Origin of the sequence: Caballeronia sp. LZ032 (assembly GCF_031451315.1) — a bacterium.
In the GTDB taxonomy this organism is placed as follows: Bacteria; Pseudomonadota; Gammaproteobacteria; order Burkholderiales; family Burkholderiaceae; genus Caballeronia.
The window spans coordinates 2,457,530-2,475,138 of the sequence record NZ_JARUXP010000001.1 but is presented as its reverse complement, the minus strand read 5'-3'; the positions used below and the strand labels follow the sequence as shown (position 1 = coordinate 2,475,138).

Sequence of the window (17,609 nt, the reverse complement as noted above, 5' to 3'; positions counted from 1 at the left end):
GTCGGCTCAAGTGTGCTGATGAAGGTCTCCGATACGGGGCCGGCCGTGCGGCCGGCCGGCGCGTGCTATGCGGCGTTGATGCCCAGCAGCTTGTTGTAAAGGCGGCGTTTGATGTCGACGCAGGCGTCGAGGTCGTAGCGCGTGCGCAGCAGCTCCTGAGCGTTGCGGGCCATGGCGGCGCGTTGCGCCGGATCCTGCGCGAGGCGGATCATGGCTTCGGCAAAATCGGCGGCGGTGTCGGCGATGACGAGATCGCGGCCGTCCACCGCGCCGAGCCCTTCGCAGCCCTTGGAGGTGCTGAGAATGGGAATGCCGTTGCTCATCGACTCCAGGATCTTCACGCGCACGCCGCTGCCCGACAGGAGCGGCACGAACAGCAGATGCGCTTCGGCGAGAATCGGCTCGATGGAGGGCACGAAGCCATGCACGAAGATGTGCTTGCCGTCATGCAGCGCCTTCAGGTCGTCGGGCGGATTCGCGCCGAGGAATTGCAGCCGGATGTTGTTTTCGGCGAGGCGGTCCTTCACGAGCGGCAGGATCTCGCGCACGAACCACGACACGCCTTCCGCGTTCGGATACCACCAGAAGCCGCCCATCCACAGCAGGTTCACGGCATCCTTCGGCTTCTTGTCGTAGTCGGACGGCTTCACCGGGAAGCACAGCGGAATGTAGTGCTTCTCGACCGGCGCGGTGACGCGCTCCATGTCCTCGCGCGAGATGAAGGTCATCGCGTCGAAATTCCAGGCGTTGTCGATCTCGACCTTCCGCGCGTTGCGGCGGCTGATCTCCGCCACTTTCGACACCGCGAGCTTCTGCCAGCCGCCGAGTCCGCCCGGAATCCAGAACGGGAACAGGTCCGACTCGATGTTGTGGCTCACCAGCACGGCCGGCAACTCGCGCGCGAACTTGCGGAAGAACGCGAGGTGCGTGGTGTGCACTTCGAGCATGTCGATGTGCTGCTCGCGAATGATGCGGCGCGCATTGCGCACGGCGGCGCGGCTGAAATAGCTCGCGTCCATGAACGGCAGGCCGTGCAGCGAATGCACCAGCGAGTGCAGCGCGCGGCCGGCGGTGGTCTTGTCGGACGGCATCGGCGCGCGCGGCTCGACGTGCACCGACTTGAAGTGCCGCTCGTACAGCTCGCGATGCTGCGCCACTTTCTTCTGCTCTTCCTCGCCGCCGATGGTGAACAGATGGAAGTCGTAGTCGTCGACGAGCGGCGCGAGCGTGTTCATCGTATAGATCGCGCCACCGGCGTTGGCCGGCAGCGGCGGCGCCAGGGTGAAGACGAGAACGTTCTTTTTACGCGTGGCCATGAGATTCGTCGAAAACGTCGGTGTCAAAGAAAGGTGAAAAATCGGTCAGGTAGGCGATCTCGCGATTGCGCTCGCCAATCTGTTTTGCGGGCACGCCGCCGACCACCGTGTACGGCGCGACGTCCTTCGTCACGACCGCACCGGCCGCGACCACCGCGCCTTCGCCGATGGTCACGCCCGGCAGCAGGGTGGCACGGGCGCCGAGCCACGCGTGATCGTGAATCTCGACCACGCCGCCGATGGACGCAAAGCCCGGATGATTGTGGTCGTGATGCAGCGAGAGAATGCAGCACTGGAACGAGATGTTGACGTTGTTGCCGATGGTCACGCCGGTGCGGCCGTCGAGATAGATCTCGCGGTTGAGCACGCAGTTGTTCCCGATCGTCACGTTGCAGCGCGAGTGATAGCCCGTGAAGAACTGCCGCATGCTGACGTGCGTGCGCTGGCCGATACGGATGCCCAGCACGCGCCGGTAGTACGCGTTGCGCAGGCGCTCGAACGGCACGCGCGCAATCACGTTGTTGCCGACGTAGTATTTCAGCGCCGCGAGGAAGTAATAGGTCGAGGAGCGCAGGAGCCTCGCCTTGATGCGATGTTTCAGGCTCGGGCGCGCGCTGGCTTGGCTCATGGGTCGTGATGGAGTGAGTGGCTGCCTTGGACGATGCGCAGGACGCGGGCCGCGTCAGCTGCGTCCGTAGTTGTCGTCGAAGCGGACGATATCGTCTTCGCCCAGATATTCGCCGCTCTGCACCTCGATCATCACGAGATCCACGACGCCCGGATTCGTCAGCCGGTGCTTGTGTCCCGCGGGAATGTAGGTCGATTCGTTGGTGCGTACGTAGAACTCGTTCTCGCCGTTGACCACGAGCGCCATGCCGCTCACGACGATCCAGTGCTCGCTGCGATGATGATGCAGTTGCAGGCTGAGGCTCGCGCCGGGCTTCACTTCGATGCGCTTGATCTTGAAGCGCGAGCCTTCCTCGAGCACCGTATAGATGCCCCACGGCCGGTGGACGCTGCGATGCACCTTGTAGGCTTCGTGGCCGCTCGCCTTGAGCGCGGCATACACGTGCCGCACGTCCTGCGCGCGGTGGCGGTTGGCCACCAGCAGGGCGTCCGAGGTATCGACGATCAGCAAATCTTCCACCCCCACCGCGCCCACCAGACGGCTCTCGCTGCGCACGTAGCAGTTCGAGACGTCGTGCAGCAGCGCTTCGCCTTCGACGCGATTGCCGCGTTCGTCGGCGGGCGAGAGTTCGCCCATTGCGTTCCACGAGCCGATGTCGCTCCAGCCGATATCGCAGCGCACGACCGCGACGTTCGAGGAACGCTCCATCAGCGCATAGTCGATCGAGATGTCCGGGGCGCGCGCGAGCGTGTCGGCATCGAGTTCGATCTGCGCGCCGTCCGCACCGGCGGCGCGGCGGGCGGCGTCCAGGCAGGTGCGGGTGGCGTCGAGCACGTCGGGGCAGTGCTGCGCCATCTCGGCGAGCACCGTGCCGGCGCGCAGGCAGAACATGCCGGCATTCCACAGGAAGTTGCCCGAGTCGACGTAGGCTTGCGCGGTCTCGGCATCCGGCTTCTCGACGAAGCGCCGTACCTTCGTGCCGTCCGCCTCGATATAGCCGTAGGCGGTTTCGGGAAAGGTCGGCGCAATGCCGAAGGTGACGAGCGCGCCCGCCTGCGCGAGCTGCACGGCCTGCGTCACCGCTTGCGCGAACGCGGCGTGGTTGCGCACCAGATGGTCTGCCGGCAGCACGAGCAGCAGCGCGTCTTCGCCGAGCGTGGCGGCGACGTGCAGCGCCGCGGCCGCCACGGCGACTGCCGTGTTGCGGCCGAACGGTTCAAGGATGAACGAGGCGGGCAGGGCCGCCGGATTCACTTCGCGATACTCGTCGTTGGTCTTGAAGAACAGGTCACGGTTGGTGACCGTCAGGACCTGGGCGACGCCCGGAAGCTCGGCGCCGCGCTTGAACGCTTTCTGCAGCAGGCTTTCGCCGTCTTCCAGCCGGATGAACGGCTTCGGATGCGATTCGCGCGAGACCGGCCACAGGCGAGATCCGGCGCCGCCGCAAAGAATGGTGGGGACGAGTTGAGCCGACATGTGTTGCTAGCCTCCGGATAACTTCGACAATTCCTGCGCGCGGACCCTGCCGCGCGCGCGATCTCTCAAGTGCCGACAGCCGGAACAGGTCCGCCGTCAAGCTTACAGTACATCGGCGAAGCCTCGGCGGGCGCGCTGGAACCACCAGAAGCCGAACCAGCAGACGAGGATCGAGCCGGCCATGCAGACGAGCCAACTGGTCCAGTCGGGCTGCTTGCCGAAAATGAGCGTATTGCGGCCTTCCTCGATGATGAAGGTCAGCGGATTCAGCCGGATCCAGGTCTGGTACTGCGGCGGCAGGTTCGACACGGGATAGAACACCGGCGAGAGGAACATCAGCACCGAGGTGAGGATGCCCGTGATCTGCGCGATGTCGCGCACGTACACGCCGAACGCCGACAGGAACCACGCGAAGCCCATCGCGCCGATCAGCAGCGGCGCGAGGATCAGCGGGAAGAGCAGCGCGGTCCACGGCAGCGCATGCAGCAGGATCACTTCCGCGATGAGCAGCACCAGCAGGCTGATGGCGCTGTGAAACAGCGCCGAGCCGAGCGCGACGATCGGCAGGATCTCCAGCGGGAAGATCACTTTCTTCACGTAGTTGACGTTGGCGAGGATCAGCGTGGGCGCGCGGTTGATGCATTCGGCGAGCAGGCTGTGCAGGATCAGGCCGACGAACAGGACGACGGCGAACGCGCCCTTGTTGTCGTCGAGCGTGCCCCAGCGCGCCTTGAACACCACCGAGAAGAAGAACGTGTAGACCACCAGCATCAGCACCGGATTGAAGAACGACCAGGCGAGCCCCATCGCCGAACCGCGATAGCGGCCGATCACTTCACGCTGCGTCATCTGGACGATCAATCCGCGGTTGCGCCATACGGTCTTCAGAATCGCGGCGAATGACGCGGGATGCTTCGAATGTGGATTCATCAAGTTTTGCGAATGCTGTTGCAATGGCCGGGCGCGTTTCATCAAGCGCGCAGCACATCACCCCTGCTCGTAGCGCGCGACGGTGATATGGGTGGTCCGCCCGTCGCAGGATGCAAAATTAACCGTTTTCTAGTGCGATCACGCCTTCAGCCGGTAAAAACAGCACGACGTTATCGTATTTCTTGATACGGCTGGGGCGTCGCCGCCTGCTTTGCAGTGGGACGCAGGGGCGGCAAATTATACTGCATGCCCGTTCCGTGCCGCGGCCCGCGGGCTGGTCCAAAGACGGGCATCAGGGCGCGCCAGTGACGCACGCACCACGGCGTAAATAAGAAAGAATCCGAAATGTTCCCCCGCCGGACAACCTGCGGGCAAGTCATCTTTTGATTTGAAACGTCCGTTACACTTGGTCGCTGTCGTGTAACTGCCTTCGCCGGTATCGTCGACCAGGCATTCTCTTCCTTCAGGCCGCAGTTGCAAGCACGCGCGCGCCGCTCATCGATACGTCCCCAGAGGTTCATGCCAGCGTACATCAAGGGCTTCTTCGCATCCCGAACGCTATTCCGCGCCTTCGCGGTGCTGCTGGTCACATTAGGATCACTCCATTTGTTGAGCGGCCTCGCCGACAACATGGACTTCAACCGCAGCATCACGTTCTTCATCGACAGGCCGGCCGGATTCAGTTCGCTGTTTCCGCCGCCAGGCAGCGATGAAGCACATCGGCTATTCCTCTCTTCGTGGCACGACAAATGGGTGTTCGCGCAGAGCTGGTTGCAGCGGCCCGCGCTGTTGACGCTGTCGTCCTACAAGGCCTATGTGTTCGTGCAGTCGCTGTTCGTCAGGCTGATCGACTGCGGGTCGGGCCGGTATTCGCTGATCATCGGCTCGCTGATCTCGCGCGCCATCTACTTCTGCGCGTTCATTGCGCTGTTCATGCGCCTGCGCCGCGCCGAGCATCTGCTGACCACCTGGATATTCATGCTGATTGCCGCGGTACTCGCGCTGTCGGCGGATTTCTCAGCGTATTTCAATACCTTCTTCGAGGATCAGCTGGTCATCGTGTTCCTGCCGGTGATCGCACTGTGCATTTATCGCAGCGAACGGGATGCGCAGCCGGCGCGCGCCCCGCGCTGGTGCGCGCTGCTGCTCGCCACGTTCGTCGGCGCGGCCAAGACGGCCTTCTTCCCGCTGCCGCTGATTGTCGCGCCCTTCGTGATGCCGTTGTTCGACGCACGGCGCGCGCGGCTCAAGACGGCGGCCGTGCTGACGGTCTGCGTCGCCGCGACCTTGCTGCCGGTGTTCTCGGGCGCGTTCAAGAGCATCAACCAATACCATGCGGTCTATGCGGGCGCGTTGAGCGTGCTGTCGCCGCGGGAAATCGCAGGCATCGAGCGCATCGGCGACAAGCCCGTCCTGCGCGAATGCGTCAACGTGATCGCCTATGCGCCCGACGGGCCGTCCTGCATGGAACGCGCGCACGCCCGCTATGCCGATGTGGTGCGCCTCGCCCTCGTCAAGCCGGTGATCGTGCCGCGCATCGCGCAGGCCGTGTTCGACACAGGCAACGAGATTCGCATCGGCTATCTCGGCACGAAGCTCGAGCACGGCGACAATTTCTTCAACCTGCCCGTGTTTTCGTGGTGGCGCGACCTGTATCGGGAGCGGCTCAACTATGCGATGCTCGCGTCGCTCGTCGTGGCGCTCGTGCTCATCGCGCAATACCGCGGCAGCGCGCGGGCAGGGCGGCTCGTGCTGCTGAAGATCGCGTCCTTCCTGGGGCTGTTCGGCTTCGTGGGCTATGCCACGTCCTTCGGCGATGGTCTCGCGGACAATACCCGCCATCTGATCGGCGCGAGCTATGCGCTGTCGCTGTCCGCGGTATTCTTCGTGCCGGGCGTGCTGGCATTGCTGCTGCGCGGACGCGGCGCCGAGCCGGCGGACGCGCAGGAACACGCCTGATTCAGCGCCTTATCCCCGTCGCTCCATCAACCGGATCCGGAATTTCCATGCAGCTCGTGTTGCTCTATTCGTTCTTCGCCGCCATCGCGACGCTCGCCAACATCGGCGCGCAGGATCTCTCGACGCGCATCTACGGCGGTCCGTGGCATATCGTGCTGTCCGTGCTCGTGGGCACGGGCGTCGGGCTGGTCGTGAAGTACGTGCTCGACAAGAAATGGATCTTCCGCTTCAAGGCGGAGAACGCCCGTCACGACGCCACCATGTTCACGCTCTACGTGACGATGGGCCTCGTCACCACCGCGATCTTCTGGGGCGTCGAATTCGCGTTCGAGCATGTCTTCGGGACGGCCACCATGCGCTACGTGGGCGCGTGCATCGGCCTGGCGATCGGCTATGTGATCAAGTACCGGCTCGACAAGCGCTACGTGTTCCGCAGCTTCGGCGGCGAGCAGCCCGCGCTGGCCGCCCGCGACTGATCGCTCGTCCCGCCGGCGCCGTGGCGACACGTCAGAGCGACGCGCGCTTGAAGAGGAAGCGCGGCACGTTGCGGATGATGAGCATGATGCCCCACCAGAACCACGGCGTATAAAGCACGTCCTTCCTGCGCTCGACCGCGCGCACGATGTCCTTCGCGACCTTCTCCGGCGTCGCGACCAGCGGACCCGGCAGCGGCAGCCCTTCGGTCATCGGCGTGGCGACGAAGCCCGGCTTGATGTCCAGCACATGCACGCCGACCTTGAAGAGGCGCGCGCGCAGCCCTTCAAGGAAGGCCTGCAGCGCGGCCTTGGCGCTGCCATACAGATAATTCGACGGCCGCCCGCGATCGCCCGCCACCGACGAGATCACGGCAAGCACGCCGTGCCGCTGCGCTTCGAGCCGGTTGGCGAGCGGCGTGAGCAGCGCGATCAGCGAGAGCGCATTGGTGTGAAATTCGCGCACGGCCACCGCCGGGTCGTTCTGGCAAGCGGCCTGATCGGGCAGGGTGCCGGAGGCGACCAGCACGATATCGATGGAATCCATCTGCGCGGCGCAGGCGGCGAGCATCGCGGCGTGCTCGTCGAGCGTGTCGAGGTCGAGCCGGTACACAGCCGCCGAAGCCGCGCCGCGCGCCGTGAGATCGGCGGCGACCTGCTCCATGCGGTCCTGGTTGCGCGCCACGAGGAAGAAGCGCGCGCCTTTCGCGGCCCATTCGCGGGCACAGGCAATGGCGATGGCGGACGTGGCGCCTACGATGACGATGTTCTTCATGAGGCGATCATTCGTTTCCAGAAGTGCGACAGCATCGCGGGATCGCGAAGCGATTCGAGCTGCTGCCATTGAGGATAAGCGGCGCGGAAATCGGCGGCGGACATGTGCGCGTCCTTCGCCGGATAGATGCGTCCGCCCGCTTCGCGCACGAGGGTGTCGAGCGCGGCGAACAGCGGCGCGTTACGGGCATCGTGCTGCGGGAAGTCGAGTGCGAGCGAGGTGCCTTCCATCGGAAAGGACAGCAGCCCGGGCGACGCAATGTCGCCGCAGCGCTTGAGCACCGCGAGGAACGATCCTGTCCCGCTCGACGAGATGCGATCGAGCATCGCGCGCACCGCATCGCGCGCGGTCGCGGCCGGCACGACGCACTGGTATTGCTGGAAGCCCGCAGGTCCGTAGATGCGGTTCCATTCGAGCAGGCTGTCGAGCGGATAGAAGTAGCCGTCGTAGCCAACGCGCGACACCTCGACCGGCTTGCGCTGCTTGCGGTAGTACAGCTCGTTGAACGCGCGCAGCGTGAGGCCGTTGATGAGCGACACGGGCGGCGTGAACGGCACGCTGCGCTTGCGGCGTTGCTCGACATCGAGCGAGCCGTGGATCGCGTGATCGCCCGCCATGAAGATGCCGCGTCCGAGCGAGGCGCCGCGGCTCGCGCAATCCACCCAGGCGACGCAGTACTCGTGCTTCGCGTCGTACTCTTCCGAGAGATCGAAGAACTCGTCGAGCTTGCCGAAACGGATGCTCGTCACGTCGATCAGGCTCGTGCGGATCGGCATCAGCGCGAACTCGGCCCACAGGATCAGCCCGGTGAGCCCGAGTCCGCCGATGGTTGCCTTGAACCACTCGGGGTTCGTGTCCGGCGAGCATTCGAGCACCGTGCCGTCGCTGCGCGCGAGGCCGAACGCGCGGACGTGACGGCCGAAAGTGCCGCGCACATGATGGTTCTTGCCGTGCACGTCATTGGCGATGGCGCCGCCCAGCGTCACGTATTTCGTGCCCGGCGTGACCGGCAGCATCCAGCCGCGCGGCACCGCGACGGCGAGGATCTGCTCGAAGGTGATGCCGGGCTCGGCGCGCACGATGCCGCGGGTCCAGTCGGCCGAAATGATGCGGTCGAGCGCGAGCGTCTGGAACACGTGATCGGAACTGGCGAGGCAGACATCGCCGTAACTGCGGCCGTTGCCGAAGGCGAGCGTCGTGCCGTGCGTCTCTTGCACCCCGCGCCACTGCGCCTGCGCCTGATCGCGCCAGTGAGCGGCGTGCGGCGTCTGCGGCAGACGGGGATAGCGGCCCCAGGAAAGCAGTTCGCTCATCGGTCAGGTCGCGAGCCAGAAGGCCAGGCCGCACAGCGCGACCACCAGCAGGCTCATGCGGTCGCGCGCGGCGAACACGATGGGATCGTCGTTCATGCCGCCGCGATGCGTGATGATCCAGGTGCGGCTGATCCAGTAGAGCATGACCGGGCAGGCGAGCCAGATGTATTGCGGATGCCGGTACAGCACCGTCGTGCCCCCGTCCTGGATGTACATGGCGAGCACCAGCACCGAGATGTAGCCCGAGGCCGTGCCGAGCGACGATACCATCGAGAGGTCGTCGGACAGATAGCCGCGTCCGCGGGTTTTTTCGCGGCCGGCCTGCACCATCGCGTTCAGTTCGGCGTAACGCTTCACGAACGCGAGGCTCAGGAAGAAGAACATCGAGAAGGCGAGCAGCCAGAAAGTCAGATGCACGCTGATCGCGGCCGCCCCGGCGATGATGCGCGTCGTATAGAGCGCGGCGAGCGTGACCACATCGATCATCACGCGCCGCTTGAGCACGAGCGAATACGCGAGCGTCAGCACGTAATAGCCGAGCAGCACCGCGCTGAAGCGCCATGGCAGGAACGCGGCGGCGATGCCGAAGGCCACGGCGAGCAGCACCGGACACAAGGCCATGCCCCACAGCAGCGGCAGGGTGCCGGCGGCGAGCGGCCGCCTGCGCTTGACCGGATGATGGCGGTCGTCCTCGAGATCGAGCAGGTCGTTCAGCAGATAGACGCTCGACGCGCACAGGCCGAACGATACGAACGCGAGCACGGCATGCCCGAGCAGAGCCAGGTTGGCGAGATGATGTCCGGCGAGCAGCGGCACCAGGATCAGCAGATTCTTGAGCCACTGGTGCAGGCGCAGCGCCTTGGCCCAGACCTTGAACTGTGGCGGACGGTTTTCGAACACCTGCTCGACGTTGGCGCCGCGATTCGCGGCGCGCATCACGCCCGCATGCGGATTCACGACATAGGCACGGTCGGCCGATTGCCAGACGGCGATGTCGTCGTGCGAATTGCCGACGTAGTCGAAGCCCTTCTCGCCGTATTCGGCGACCAGCCGCTCACGCTTGCGATGCGACGAAAGATTGACGCGCTCGTCGCTGGCGAAGACGCGGACGAAGAGGCCGAGATGTTCGGCGATGCGCTTGGCGAACGACTCGTGGCTTGCCGTGGCCAGCACGAGCTCGCGGCCCGCCGCGCGCATCTCCGTCAGCCAGTTGATGACCTGGAGGTTGTACGGCAGGGTGGTCACGTCGATCGACACGTGCTCCGCGAGCCCCGCCTTGAGCGCGGGCTTGCCGCCGCTCGCGAGCCATTGCAGCGGCTGGAAGAACTTCTGCGGAAACGATCTCAGGAAGGCGAATCCGCTCTCGACGAGAATGTCGGAGCGAATCAACGTACCGTCGAGATCGACGACGATGGGCTTGCTCATTCAGTTCACGATAAGGTGATCAGGGTAAGCCCACTGCGAGGGTCCGGTCGGAGCCGAAGCAACAGCAGGGGCCGATTCGGATAGGGCATGGTCACTGCGAGTGGGCGGAATTTAGCACAAACCCAAGCTCAAAATTTTACAAATCTTCCCGGCCGCGGCTTTTCCGGAGGCTCGTGCGGTTGCCGAAAAGGGTGACTTTGAGCACAATCGGTGCGGTTTCCACTTCATGACGCGGTCCGTATTCCTTTCGTGGCGCGGACACCTCTCCTTGTCCGATGAACGCGATCCCACCGCAAGGCCGGAGCACCTCAAGGCCGGAGCGAACCGGCGATGATTGCCCGCTCAGCATCTCCATCGTGGTCTATCGGCCGGATGCGGCGCTGCTCGCACGCACGGTCGAAACACTCGACGCCGCGCTGGGCCAGCTGCACGACGTGGCCGGACATACGCAGCTTTACCTGATCGACAACGGCAATCCCGGCGAGTTCGCCGATCTTCCGGCGCCATCCGACGAAGGCCTCGAGACCGTCGTGATCCGGGGGCATGGCAATGTCGGCTACGGACGTGGCCACAATCTCGCGATCGAGCGGACCCGCAGCCGCTTTCATCTGATCCTCAATCCCGATGTCGAGCTGAACGCCGACGGCCTGCGCCGCGCACTCGCCTTTCTTCAGGCGGAGCCCGATGCCGGATTGCTCGCGCCGTGGATCGGCGGCGAAGACGGTGCGCAGCAGTTCCTGTGCCGCCGCTACCCGACCGTCCTCGATTTGTTCGCGCGCGGCTTCCTGCCCGCGTCGCTGCGCAAGTTGTTCGCGCGGCGCCTGGCGCGTTATGAAATGCGCGATGTCATCGGCGAGCGGGACATCGTATGGGATCCGCCCATCGTGAGCGGCTGCTTCATGCTGTTCCGGACCGGCGTGCTCAAATCGCTCGGCGGTTTCGATCCGCGTTATTTCCTCTACTTCGAAGACTACGATCTGAGCCTGCGTACGCGAAACTTCGCGCGCGTCGTGTATGTGCCGTCGGTGCGCATCCTGCATCACGGCGGCGGCGCGGCACGCAAGGGTTCGACGCATGTGAAGCTGTTCGTCACGTCGGCGTTCCGCTTCTTCAACCGCTTCGGCTGGAAGTGGCTGTGAGCGCGCCGGGCCAACGCATCGCGGTGACCGGCGCGAACGGGTTCGTCGGCCGGGCGGTGAGCCGGGCGCTGCTCGCACGCGGCATCGCGGCGACGGGTCTCGTGCGCGCCGGCGCGGCGTGCGGGCCGGACGTCGAGGTGCGTGTGGTCGAAGGACTCGACGCGCTCGGTCCCGAAGCCTTCGCGGGTTGCGAAGCGGTGATCCATCTCGCCGCGCGCGTGCATGTGATGGGTGAGGCTGCCTCACAAGCCGAGGCGGTGCTCGAAGCCTACCGGGCGGTCAACGTGGCGGGCGCGCTCGGCGCCGCCGAGGCCGCGCGCCGCGCGGGCGCGACCCGCTTCGTGCTGATGAGCAGCATCAAGGCGCTGGGGGAACACGACCCGGGCCGTCCCTTCAGCGAGGACGACGAGCGCCGTCCGCCGGACGCGTACGGCGCCTCGAAGGCGGAAGCCGAGGTCCGGCTGCTCGAATTCGGCAGCCGCACTGGTATGGAAGTAGTGGTGGTGCGCCCGCCGCTCGTGTACGGTCCCGGCGTGCGCGCCAACTTTCTCGCGATGATGAACGCGGTCGCGCGCGGCGTGCCGCTGCCGCTCGGCGCGATCGACGCGCGCCGCAGCCTCGTGTCGGTGGACAACCTCGCGAGCGCGACGGTCGAATGCGCGCTGCATCCCGCCGCCGCGGGCCGCGTGTTCCACGTGACGGACGGCGAAGACCCGGGCGTCGCGGAACTCGTGCGCAAGCTGGGCGAGCATCTTGGCAGGCCGGCGCGGCTGGTCCCGGTGCCGCCGGGATGGCTGCGCGGCATGGCGCGGCTGGCAGGCAAGACCGCGCAGATCGAACGCCTGACGAACAGCTTGCGGGTGGATTCCAGCCGGATTCGCGAGACGCTGGGCTGGCGGGCGCCGCAGACGCTCGATCAGGGACTGGCCGTGACAGCCGAGTGGTATCGCTCGAAGCAACGTTGACCTGCGCGCGCCAGACGCAGCAACGAAGCGGCGCGCGACCGGCTGTATTCGTCTGATTTTAAAAACCGGAGCCGCCGGACAATCGCGTATCCTTTGGGGTTTTGCCAAGCGAAACTCGCCCTTCGGCGGGCGCTCTTCGCCTGGATAATCCAATAACCCTGCATGCCGCTTTCGTTATCTGACAACTCGCCGTTCATCGCCGCGATCATCGTCGCGGTGCTGGCCTTCGTCGCGTGCGTGCTGATCCTCCAGACGCTGCTGCGCACCGGCCTCGCCTGGCGCCTCGCCACCGATATCCCCAACGAACGCTCGCTGCACGAGCGGCCCACGCCGCGCGTCGGCGGCTGGGGCATCGTGCCGGCGGCTGCCGCCGCGCTGCTGGTCTGCGCGCCGTCCATGTGGCTGATCGCCGTCTGCGTGCTGTTCCTTGCCGCCGTCTCGCTGATCGACGACCGCCGCGGCCTGCCCGCACGCGTGCGCTTCGCCGCGCACTTCATCGCCGTGATCGCGGTGATCGTCACGCATCCGGCGGCGGTGCCGTGGTGGGCGCTCGTGGTGATCGGCTTCCTGATGCTCTGGCTCGTCAATCTCTACAACTTCATGGACGGCTCGGACGGCCTCGCCGGCGGCATGGCGCTGTTCGGTTTCGCGGGCTACGCCGCCGCCGCGCTCGCCGGGCCCGCGCCTGCGCCGGCATTCGGCCTGGGTCTGGCAAGCATCGGCATTGCCGGCGCGGCCGCCGGCTTCCTGACCCTGAATTTTCATCCGGCCCGGATTTTTCTCGGCGATGCCGGGTCTATTTCCCTGGGTTTCCTCGCTGGCGCACTGGGGTACTGGGGTTGGCAGCACGGTGTGTGGCCCATCTGGTTCCCGGCGCTGGTATTCGCGCCGTTCATCGCCGACGCCTCGGTCACGCTGGTCCGGCGGCTCGCGCGCGGCGAAAAATTTTGGCGAGCACATCGCGAGCATTACTATCAACGAATGGTGCGTATGGGTTTCGGACACGCGCGCACGGCGCTTGTCTGGTATCTGTTCATGGCGGCGGGCATAATTCTCGCCAATGGGGCGCTGCATTGTTCCCTCTCCATGCAGTGGCTGGCGGTAGCGGGCTGGGCAGTCGTGGTTGTGGCCGCGGGCGCGGTGGTCGACGCGCGTTGGCGGCGGCATGAAACGCGCCGTTCCGAACAACTTTGAGGTCCTGCTGATGAATCGAATCAAAGCTTCGTGGCTATCGGCGGGCGCATTCTTCTTCGATCTGGTCGCGGTCGCCGGTTCCTGGGTTGCCGCCTACGTCATTCGCTTCAACGGCAGTGTGCCGCCTACGTTCCGCGAGAACGCGCTCGGCGCGCTCGTCTGGGTGCTGCCGGTCTACGGCATCGTGTTCCGCGTGTTCGGCCTGTATCGCGGCATGTGGGTGTTCGCGAGCCTGCCGGACCTGATGCGCATCTCGAAGTCGGTCGTGGTGGGCGCGCTGCTCGTGATGATCGGCGCCGTGATGTGGCAGCCGCTGCCTGTCATCCCGCGTTCCGTGCTCATCGTCTCCCCGCTGCTGCTGTTCCTCACCATGGGCGGCGCGCGCGCGCTGTATCGCGCGGGCAAGGAGTTCTATCTTTACGGCGGCCTGGTCGGACAGGGCAAGCCCGTGATCGTGCTCGGCGCGGGCACGGCCGGCGCGATGCTGGCGCGCGAACTGGCGCGCTCCAGCGAATGGCGTCTCGTCGGCCTGCTCGATGACGATCCGGCCAAGCAGGGCCGCGAAGTCCTCGGGCACAAGGTGCTCGGCAAGTTCGGCGACCTGCCGAAGTTCGCGGAGCAGTACAAGACCGATTACGCGATCATCGCGATCCCGTCGGCCTCCGTCGACGAGCAGCGGCGCGTCGCCACGCTGTGCGTGCGCGCCGGCGTCAAGGTGATGGTGCTGCCGGCGCTGAGCCAGCTGACGGCGGGCGAGGGCAATTTCCTGTCGCGCGTGCGGCAGATCGACCTCGAAGACCTGCTGGGCCGCGAACCGGTGAAGATCGACATGCCGCACGTCGAGCGCCTGCTGCACGGGCGCGTCGTGATGGTGACGGGCGCGGGCGGCTCGATCGGCTCGGAGCTGTGCCGGCAGATCCTGCGCTTTTCGCCCGCGCAACTGGTGGCCTACGACCTCAGCGAATACGCGATGTACCGGCTCATCGAGGAGCTGCACGAGAAGTTTCCGGATTGCTCGGTGATTCCGGTCGTGGGCGACGCGAAGGACTCGCTGCTGCTCGACCAGACCATGGCGCGCTTCACGCCGCACATCGTCTTCCACGCGGCGGCCTACAAGCATGTGCCGCTGATGGAAGAACAGAACGCTTGGCAGGCCGTGCGCAACAACGTGCTCGGCACGCTGCGGGTGGCGCGTTCGGCGATCCGTCATGACGTGCGTCACTTCGTGCTGATTTCCACCGACAAGGCCGTCAACCCGACCAACGTGATGGGCGCCTCCAAGCGCCTCGCCGAGATGGCGTGCCAGGCCTTGCAGCAATCCGCGCCGCGCACGCAGTTCGAGACGGTGCGCTTCGGCAACGTGCTCGGCAGTGCGGGCAGCGTGATTCCGAAATTCCAGCAGCAGATTTCGAAGGGCGGTCCGGTCACGGTCACGCATCCGGAGATCACGCGCTTCTTCATGACCATTCCCGAGGCGGCGCAGCTGGTGCTGCAGGCATCCAGCATGGGGCGCGGCGGCGAGATCTTCATTCTCGACATGGGTCAGCCGGTGAAGATCGTCGATCTCGCGCGCGACCTGATCCGCCTGTACGGCTATTCGGAAGAGCAGATCCGCATCGTGTTCACGGGCTTGCGGCCGGGCGAGAAGCTCTACGAGGAACTGCTCGCCGACGACGAAACCACCACGCGCACGCCGCATCCGAAGCTCCGCATTGCGCAGGCGCGGGGCGTGCCGGACGATTTCATCGACGAGCTGCTGCCGTGGCTGATGCAGCATCGCGTGCTGTCCGACGAAGAGGTGCGCCGCGACCTGCGCCGCTGGGTGCCGGAATATCAGACCACGATGCTGCCGGTGTTGCAGAGCGTGCCGGTCGTGAAGGCGGCGAACGAGCGCAACGCGGGGCGTTGAGACACAGCGAGGCGACGCATGAAGGCGACGCTCGACGACGTACAGGCGCTGACCCACGCGGGCTCGCTGTTGTCGGGCGAGGGCATGATCGTCGCGCCGTACGACCTCGAAATCTCGGGCGGCGACGCTGCCGGGCATCGGCCGCTGGGCGCATGCGCCGGCATCCTGCACGCGGGGCGGGCGCCGTTCCAGGCAGACTATGCGAACGCACAGCGCGTGCATCTCATCAACGCGTTCGGCGTGACGCTGGGCGATTCGATCATCGGGCTGACGGCGCTGTTCGCGCTCAAGCGCCGCCATCCTCATCTGAGCTTCACGATCTACCGGCCGTCGCGCGCGCCGCGTTACGTGCAGCGGCTCTATGAACTGGCCGCGCCGCAGTTCGGCGAGCTTGCCGCGCTGCCGGTGCCGTTCGCGACGCTCCCGGAAGCCGACCTGAAAATCGATCTCGGCAATCAATTGTTCTGGCCGCCGTTCGCCACGCTGCCGATGATCGATTTCTTCCTGTGGGCGCTCGGGCTCGAACCGGCGAGCATCGCCGCGCACGACAAGTGCAATCGCTGGCTCGCGGACCTGCCGCTGGCGCCGTTCGAGCACGCGCCCTATGCGTTGTTCGGTCCGGGCGCGAGCACGCCGGTGCGCAGCATCAGCGCGTCGGCGCATGCCAGCATCGTCGAGCGTCTCGCCGATGCAACCGGGCTCGACGTGCTGGGCTTCGGCCCCGTCGATCACCCGCGTTACCGCGATATCGCGCCGCTGTCGGTCGATACCGAGGCCTTCCTTGCTTGGGTCGGGCACGCGCGCTGCCTGGTGACGGCGGATTCGGCGGCGCTGCATGTCGCAGCGGGTTTCAACGTGCCGACCACCGCGTTCTTCACGACGATTCCCGCCAACCTGCGGGCGCGCGATTACGCGAACTGCGTTGCTGTCGAGATGGACGTGCCCGGTCTGCGCGGCATGCATGCGAGCGCCCGCGCCACTGACCTGCTGCAACTGGAGCGCGCGTTCCGCGACTACGACTGGCGCACCATGCCGCTCGTGCAACCATTAACCGCGAACGCCGCCTGACCACTCAGTCCGGCTTGCCGGCGCTGCGCACCTGGAAGGTGGGCAGGCGGCTGTAGAGTTCCGCGACCCAGTCGATGAACACGCGCACGCGCCTCGGCTGATGCCGGTTGGCCGCATACAGCACCGACACCACGCGCGGATACGACGGATACTCCTGCAGGATTTCCTTGAGCGCGCCGCTTTTCAGCAGCGGGTCGAGCGTATAGCTGGAGGCCTGGATCAGCCCGAGTCCCGCGACGCCGGCGGCGATGTACGAATCGCCGTCGTTGACCGCGATCTGGTGTTTCATGGTGAAGCTGCGCGTCTCGCCGTTGACGCCGAATTCCCAGTTGCGCACCCGTCCCGAGTGGTTCAGCACGTAGCCGATGGCCAGGTGCTGTTCGAGATCGTCGAGCGTCTGCGGTTCGCCGTGCGCCTCGATGTACTTCGGTGCGGCGCAGGTGATCTGCGTATAGGCGCCGATGCGCTTCGCCACGAGTCCGACGTCGCCGACCGCGCCCACGCGCACGACGCAATCCACGGCTTCCTCGACGAGATCCACCTGCCGGTCGGTCAGCAGCAGCTCGACGCCGATGTCCGGATACGCCGCGAAGAATTCCGGCAGCGCGGGGATGATGGTGCTCTTGGCCATCACCTGCGGCAGGCTGATCTTGATGTGTCCTTTGGGATTGGTCTTCGAATGCGTGAGCGACGCTTCCATGTCGTCCACTTCGCCCAGCACGCGCACGCAGCGCTCGTAATAGGCTTCGCCGTCCTCGGTGATGCTGATGCTGCGCGTGGTGCGGTTGATGAGGCGCGCGCCGAGATGCGCTTCGAGCGCCTGGAGCGTGCGTGACACGCTGGCGGGAGGCAGGCGCAGGGCGTCGGCGGCTTTGGAGAAACTGCCCGCCTCGACGACCCGCGCGAAGACTTTCATTGCAAGGAAGCGATCCATGCTCGGGGTCCGGAAACGTGTCGGCGCGGCCGCGGGGTCGCGTGGTCGCGCGCGAAGACTCAGCATGCCGGCGGCCTGCTTTTTTTCAAGCGACGATCATACTGA

Annotated in this window: 15 protein-coding genes; 7 read left to right on the top strand and 8 right to left on the bottom strand. The window is 65.7% G+C overall.

Annotation, left to right across the window (positions count from 1 at the left end):
• Window positions 1-65: 65 nt before the first annotated feature.
• The 4 genes from QCE69_RS11550 to QCE69_RS11535 form a co-directional block, all read right to left on the bottom strand.
• On the bottom strand, window positions 66-1,316 hold the full coding sequence (locus QCE69_RS11550) for a glycosyltransferase (protein WP_309930792.1): 1,251 nt from the start codon (window positions 1,314-1,316) through the stop codon (window positions 66-68).
• Window positions 1,303-1,944: an acyltransferase gene (locus QCE69_RS11545; protein WP_309809533.1), complete on the bottom strand. Its 642-nt coding sequence runs from the start codon at window positions 1,942-1,944 to the stop codon at window positions 1,303-1,305. Before QCE69_RS11545 ends, QCE69_RS11550 begins: the two co-directional genes overlap by 14 nt.
• Before the next feature lie 54 nt (window positions 1,945-1,998).
• Complete coding sequence (locus tag QCE69_RS11540; protein ID WP_309918128.1) at window positions 1,999-3,420, bottom strand: mannose-1-phosphate guanylyltransferase/mannose-6-phosphate isomerase; 1,422 nt, start codon at window positions 3,418-3,420, stop codon at window positions 1,999-2,001.
• 102 nt (window positions 3,421-3,522) lie between these two features.
• The gene (locus tag QCE69_RS11535) at window positions 3,523-4,350 is read right to left on the bottom strand and encodes an ABC transporter permease (RefSeq protein WP_309918125.1); all 828 of its coding nucleotides are present in this window, start codon (window positions 4,348-4,350) and stop codon (window positions 3,523-3,525) included.
• 519 nt (window positions 4,351-4,869) lie between these two features.
• On the opposite strand from QCE69_RS11535, the gene QCE69_RS11530 reads away from it, so the two are divergent.
• Both QCE69_RS11530 and QCE69_RS11525 read left to right on the top strand, forming a co-directional pair.
• A complete protein-coding gene (locus QCE69_RS11530; RefSeq protein WP_309918123.1) occupies window positions 4,870-6,309 on the top strand; it encodes a hypothetical protein in 1,440 nt (479 codons plus the stop codon).
• 47 nt (window positions 6,310-6,356) lie between these two features.
• Complete coding sequence (locus QCE69_RS11525; RefSeq protein WP_309918119.1) at window positions 6,357-6,785, top strand: GtrA family protein; 429 nt, start codon at window positions 6,357-6,359, stop codon at window positions 6,783-6,785.
• Window positions 6,786-6,816: 31 nt separating this feature from the next.
• Here the strand turns inward: QCE69_RS11525 and QCE69_RS11520 are convergent, their stop codons facing one another.
• From QCE69_RS11520 to QCE69_RS11510, 3 genes are read right to left on the bottom strand one after another with little or no spacing between them, the layout of a single operon-like run.
• Window positions 6,817-7,557 carry an SDR family oxidoreductase gene (locus tag QCE69_RS11520; RefSeq protein WP_309930790.1) on the bottom strand — a complete coding sequence of 247 codons (741 nt, stop codon included), beginning with the start codon at window positions 7,555-7,557 and terminating at the stop codon, window positions 6,817-6,819.
• The gene (locus QCE69_RS11515; protein ID WP_309918116.1) at window positions 7,554-8,870 is read right to left on the bottom strand and encodes an FAD-binding oxidoreductase; all 1,317 of its coding nucleotides are present in this window, start codon (window positions 8,868-8,870) and stop codon (window positions 7,554-7,556) included. Before QCE69_RS11515 ends, QCE69_RS11520 begins: the two co-directional genes overlap by 4 nt.
• A gap of 3 nt (window positions 8,871-8,873) precedes the next feature.
• Window positions 8,874-10,295: a UbiA family prenyltransferase gene (locus QCE69_RS11510; RefSeq protein WP_309930788.1), complete on the bottom strand. Its 1,422-nt coding sequence runs from the start codon at window positions 10,293-10,295 to the stop codon at window positions 8,874-8,876.
• 275 nt (window positions 10,296-10,570) lie between these two features.
• On the opposite strand from QCE69_RS11510, the gene QCE69_RS11505 reads away from it, so the two are divergent.
• From QCE69_RS11505 to QCE69_RS11485, 5 genes are all read left to right on the top strand, one after another.
• A complete protein-coding gene (locus QCE69_RS11505; protein WP_309930786.1) occupies window positions 10,571-11,434 on the top strand; it encodes a glycosyltransferase family 2 protein in 864 nt (287 codons plus the stop codon).
• Window positions 11,431-12,399, top strand: a complete 969-nt coding sequence (locus QCE69_RS11500) for an NAD-dependent epimerase/dehydratase family protein (protein ID WP_309930784.1) — start codon at window positions 11,431-11,433, stop codon at window positions 12,397-12,399. Before QCE69_RS11505 ends, QCE69_RS11500 begins: the two co-directional genes overlap by 4 nt.
• 162 nt (window positions 12,400-12,561) lie before the next feature.
• The gene (locus QCE69_RS11495; RefSeq protein WP_309930782.1) at window positions 12,562-13,593 is read left to right on the top strand and encodes a glycosyltransferase family 4 protein; all 1,032 of its coding nucleotides are present in this window, start codon (window positions 12,562-12,564) and stop codon (window positions 13,591-13,593) included.
• Window positions 13,594-13,603: 10 nt separating this feature from the next.
• Window positions 13,604-15,502, top strand: coding sequence for a nucleoside-diphosphate sugar epimerase/dehydratase (locus QCE69_RS11490; protein ID WP_309918102.1), 1,899 nt, complete (start codon window positions 13,604-13,606; stop codon window positions 15,500-15,502).
• Between the two features lie 18 nt (window positions 15,503-15,520).
• A complete protein-coding gene (locus QCE69_RS11485; RefSeq protein WP_309930780.1) occupies window positions 15,521-16,570 on the top strand; it encodes an ADP-heptose--LPS heptosyltransferase in 1,050 nt (349 codons plus the stop codon).
• A 4-nt stretch (window positions 16,571-16,574) separates the two neighbouring features.
• On the opposite strand, the gene QCE69_RS11480 is transcribed toward QCE69_RS11485, so the two are convergent.
• Complete coding sequence (locus QCE69_RS11480) at window positions 16,575-17,504, bottom strand: LysR family transcriptional regulator (protein WP_309918097.1); 930 nt, start codon at window positions 17,502-17,504, stop codon at window positions 16,575-16,577.
• Window positions 17,505-17,609: the final 105 nt, after the last annotated feature.